This window comes from uncultured Capnocytophaga sp. (genome assembly GCF_938029845.1).
Taxonomy (GTDB): domain Bacteria; phylum Bacteroidota; class Bacteroidia; order Flavobacteriales; family Flavobacteriaceae; genus Capnocytophaga.
Window position 1 is genome coordinate 1 of record NZ_CALHGG010000153.1, and the last position, 3865, is coordinate 3865.

Here is a 3865-nt window from a genome sequence, read left to right on the forward strand (position 1 = left end):
TATACCAATGGGTTATTCAAACAATATCCATATCTATTAAAGTTTTGGGTGTTAAAAGGGTCTTGTACATAGTTATCGGGTTGTAAGAAACGGTGTAAAGCTGGGTCGTACAACTGTCCGTTCATATGTATAAAGCCTACCGTTTGCAGGTGCTTGAACTATATATTCAAAAAATATTTTATGTAATCCAAAGTTCTAAATATTCTATAATATTCCATTTATTTTCTACTCTTTTTAATATATATGTCATACCTGATGCGCTACCTATTTTTCTTGCGATAATCACAGAAACAATACAATAATTGTTTTTTGCATCAAAAATAGGTTGAGATATACTTACCAAAGCCTTTTTTTGTTTTTTTTTCCATTTTAATTGGGATTTGCAAGGTAGGCACCATTTTCCTAAGTATTTTTCATCTATTTCTTTTGCTACTTTTTCGAATTCATCTAAAATATTCAATGGAATATTAATTTCATTTTCATAATCTTTCCGTAAGAAAAATATTTTCTCTTTTTCACATTGGAGAAACTCTTTGTCAGGATTGTATTTTATCTCTTCAAATATAACTTTTAATATTTGAATCTCATCTTTTTGAGAATAAATTAGTGTAGAATATAAAAAAATATATATAAGTAATTTTTTTTTCATATCTTAAAAGATTAAAAAGGGTATCTAAATTTAGTATTGAATGTCCAAGGAAATCTCATATATCCTAGAGAATTAAAGAAATTTGGAAATTCTCTATATAATTCACGTATGGCTTGTTGATTAAATCCTCCTGCATTACCACTTCCTAAACTAAATTCAAAACTATAAGCATGATATTCTAATAAATCCATAAAATTTTTAGTCACAATTCCTGCAGATTGTCCTGCTAATGCAGTATACTGAGATAGATGAACCAACTCGTGCCCCATAGCATAAAAGTGTCGTCTTTCAGCTATTATTCCTTTTTCAGCTCTATAGTCTTACTCTCTATTAATTGTTTTGTAGAACTATCTATATATTCTATTAAGTCATTATACAAAACATCTATTCCCATCTTTTCTCCCTTTTTAGGTGGCATATAATATATGAAATTATGCCATTCGATAGGCCAGTCAAACTCTGAATGTATCATATCTACTTCATATAATTTAGATGTTTTATCTTTACCTAAAGCTACTATTTCTAATAATTTTTCCACAGCCCAAAATAAATAGTAATTCTTACTTACTTCTATTTGTCTTTCATAAAGATCATCATCAATTTTTTCCCAAATCGGGTCAGGATATATCTTTCTTGTTAAGTTTAAAAGATTTTCATCTGAGAGTTCAGACGACATATACATTCCACTAAACATTTCCTCACTACATAGTATATAGCCATATTCACAATAAGATAGTACTTCTTCAGGAGTAAACCAATGTTTTTTTAACCCTACATATACAGCTCTCCAGTCGTTTAATATAAAACCTTTGTCAAATATTTTCATCTGATATATTAATATTTTAATAAGAATTATAATTCTCGTAACAATACATCAAAGATTCTATCATATAATTTCCTGCAAATCCATATTGTTTTAGCCAATCTAAAATATTCTTATTTTTAAATAATATTGCTTTGGAAAGTATATAAACTCTCTCTTTTTCATTTTTTGCAAGAGCATATCCCCATTCATATAAAATATTTTTAGGCTCTATCTCAAAAGCTCTTTCTTGAAATTCAAAAGCTAATGTATTATCTTTTAATCCAAAAAACCATTCTGAGATATATAATATTTTTCCTATAAAAAATAAATATACAGCATCATTCTGAAACCTATTATTGGATTCTAAAAACCATTTTTGCAAAAAATAAGACATCTTATTTTGTTCTTCAAACGGATATTCTTCTTCTACCAAAATATTGTGCAATATATAAATGGCTCTAATATTTATCTTTACATTTTTCTTATACTGTTCTAGTTTTTTGTCTATATATACGATTTTAGATAGCCAATCAATCTCTTTATGAAATCCAAACTCCTTTTCTATTTCAGTAAATTCATTTTCTAAAAACATATTCATATCCTCAATTTAATTTAGTACTGTTTTTAATGATATTTAAGTTTTTCTTTCATTATTTGGTATCCTCACTTGATATGTATTATATACGTAAAAGATATAATCGTACTTTTCGTATCTTTCAAAAATAGTTGCTATGTTCATAATTTTTTAAATATTCTCATATTCTAAAACTTTTACATAATCATTTACTTTTTTCTTAGTTATATCTCCATTTATTTCAGGATTAGCTAACTCAAAAATAAATTCTTGTATCACCAAAGGAATTTCTATATCATCTCTACATTCTACCAGATTAGCCCACTCTTCTAATTCATCAGTTGATATATCCCCTTTGATGTATTTTTTTAAAACAAAAATCATAGATTGTGTATCTATTTTGACAATAGGAGACACACTATCCCAAGAATATTTAGAAAGTTCTTTTTTTATATCTTGGGTTTTACCTCTTAAAAGAATTAAGTCTAAAAGTAACTGTTTCCTGCCTGTCATCATAATTTTGATTTTATGTGAATAATATCTCCTTGTGCTGAAAGCGTACATCTCTTAGCTACCACATTCTTTTCAGTTCAAATAAAAACCATAGTAAAAATTCTCTTTTAAATTAAATAAGGAGGAATCTCTTCCCATTTGTAACCATAGATATCATCAGCTAAAATTTTATTTATTTTATCTAATGAATAGGCGCATTCATCACCTCTTCAAAACACTTGTTTATGATTTCAAAATCTAAAGATACTACTTTTAGCTCTTCATCAATAAGTAATAAATCTTTTTCGTTACAAAGTAGAGTAATCTGTTTTAGGATAAAACTATAATCTTTTCTATGAAGCATATTCAATAATACTATATATATATCTTCCTAGTAACCCTTTTGAATATAACTCCTTTTGTATTGTTTTTTTCCCTAAGAGATGTTTAGCATATTCCTTTTTCTTGTTTTTTTTATCAAGATAGAAAAAGTAAACCCATTGGTATAACTCATTTTTAGGTTCTATTTCTGATGCTTTTGTCATCATTTCTATGGACTGTTCAAAAGTCAAATTGAAATACCATTCTCCCATAGAGATAATGAACCCTGTATAAAATAAGAATTCTGCATTATCTGAATATTTTTTCGAAGATTCTAAAAATATCTTCTTTAAATAATCAGTATATAAAAGATATTCTTTTTCATTATAAGGTTCTTCTTTCAAAAAATAGGTAATAACAAATAGAACTCGTAAATAGTTAATAATATTTTTATTTTGATTATCAGCAATATATTCAATAGCCTTAGGTATATCTAAGGATTCTTCTATTTTGTTTAATTCAAGCATAATTATTTATTATTTAGGTATATATACTGTATTAATAATAGGAACTCCTTGATTAATGTATCCACGAACATAAATTTGAATTCCATCTATAGTTGTAGAAACTTGAAAAACTCCCGAAGTATTAGGTTGTATTTTTCCGCTAACATTCCTAAGGATAGATTCTATAACATTTTGATTACCTCCCATTTTAGTAGATAAATCATTCAACCAAGGTTTGGGGTGAAGTTTATTTGCAAAAATATGAAGCTCTTTTTGTGACATTGTCAGTCTCACTCCCTTATCTATAGAACTCTCTGAAAATTGTGAAATTAATTTTATTCCTCCATCAGGTGTTTCAATAGGAATTAGTTTAGGCTGTTGAAGATCTAAAACCGAATTTGTTGTTGGAGCATTTAATTCTAAATTTCCTGTTATATTATTCTCAGCATCTAAATGAATATTTATAGGAGCTCCTTCTAAGGTTTGAACAGGTTGTTGTATTTCTCGTCCTGTCCAAA

The 3865-nt window shown here is 27.1% G+C and carries 7 protein-coding genes and 1 pseudogene; all 8 read right to left on the reverse strand.

Annotated features, from left to right (window positions below; genetic code table 11):
- The coding region (locus tag Q0625_RS11340; protein WP_366125070.1) for an RHS repeat-associated core domain-containing protein at positions 1–149 on the reverse strand (149 nt) is incomplete at its 3' end.
- Between the two features lie 29 nt (positions 150–178).
- A complete protein-coding gene (locus Q0625_RS11345) occupies positions 179–649 on the reverse strand; it encodes a hypothetical protein (RefSeq protein WP_298827314.1) in 471 nt (156 codons plus the stop codon).
- A gap of 11 nt (positions 650–660) precedes the next feature.
- Complete coding sequence (locus Q0625_RS11350; protein ID WP_298827316.1) at positions 661–840, reverse strand: hypothetical protein; 180 nt, start codon at positions 838–840, stop codon at positions 661–663.
- 104 nt (positions 841–944) lie between these two features.
- Positions 945–1475 carry a DUF2247 family protein gene (locus tag Q0625_RS11355; protein ID WP_298827318.1) on the reverse strand — a complete coding sequence of 177 codons (531 nt, stop codon included), beginning with the start codon at positions 1473–1475 and terminating at the stop codon, positions 945–947.
- Between the two features lie 16 nt (positions 1476–1491).
- Complete coding sequence (locus tag Q0625_RS11360; RefSeq protein WP_298827322.1) at positions 1492–2052, reverse strand: hypothetical protein; 561 nt, start codon at positions 2050–2052, stop codon at positions 1492–1494.
- A gap of 147 nt (positions 2053–2199) precedes the next feature.
- On the reverse strand, positions 2200–2544 hold the full coding sequence (locus tag Q0625_RS11365; RefSeq protein ID WP_298827325.1) for a hypothetical protein: 345 nt from the start codon (positions 2542–2544) through the stop codon (positions 2200–2202).
- A 329-nt stretch (positions 2545–2873) separates the two neighbouring features.
- Positions 2874–3368 (reverse strand): hypothetical protein, encoded by a 495-nt coding sequence (locus tag Q0625_RS11370; RefSeq protein WP_298827329.1) that lies wholly within the window; start codon positions 3366–3368, stop codon positions 2874–2876.
- Positions 3369–3377: 9 nt separating this feature from the next.
- A pseudogene (locus tag Q0625_RS11375) lies at positions 3378–3865 on the reverse strand (RHS repeat-associated core domain-containing protein); the annotation flags it as partial.

Bases quoted from the DNA above. Each gene is read 5' to 3' on its own strand.
- Q0625_RS11350 (WP_298827316.1), bottom strand. From the start codon at position 840: ATGGATTTATTAGAATATCATGCTTATAGTTTTGAATTTAGTTTAGGA.
- Q0625_RS11365 (WP_298827325.1), bottom strand. From the start codon at position 2,544: ATGATGACAGGCAGGAAACAGTTACTTTTAGACTTAATTCTTTTAAGA.
- Q0625_RS11360 (WP_298827322.1), bottom strand. From the start codon at position 2,052: ATGAATATGTTTTTAGAAAATGAATTTACTGAAATAGAAAAGGAGTTT.
- Q0625_RS11355 (WP_298827318.1), bottom strand. From the start codon at position 1,475: ATGAAAATATTTGACAAAGGTTTTATATTAAACGACTGGAGAGCTGTA.
- Q0625_RS11370 (WP_298827329.1), bottom strand. From the start codon at position 3,368: ATGCTTGAATTAAACAAAATAGAAGAATCCTTAGATATACCTAAGGCT.
- Q0625_RS11345 (WP_298827314.1), bottom strand. From the start codon at position 649: ATGAAAAAAAAATTACTTATATATATTTTTTTATATTCTACACTAATT.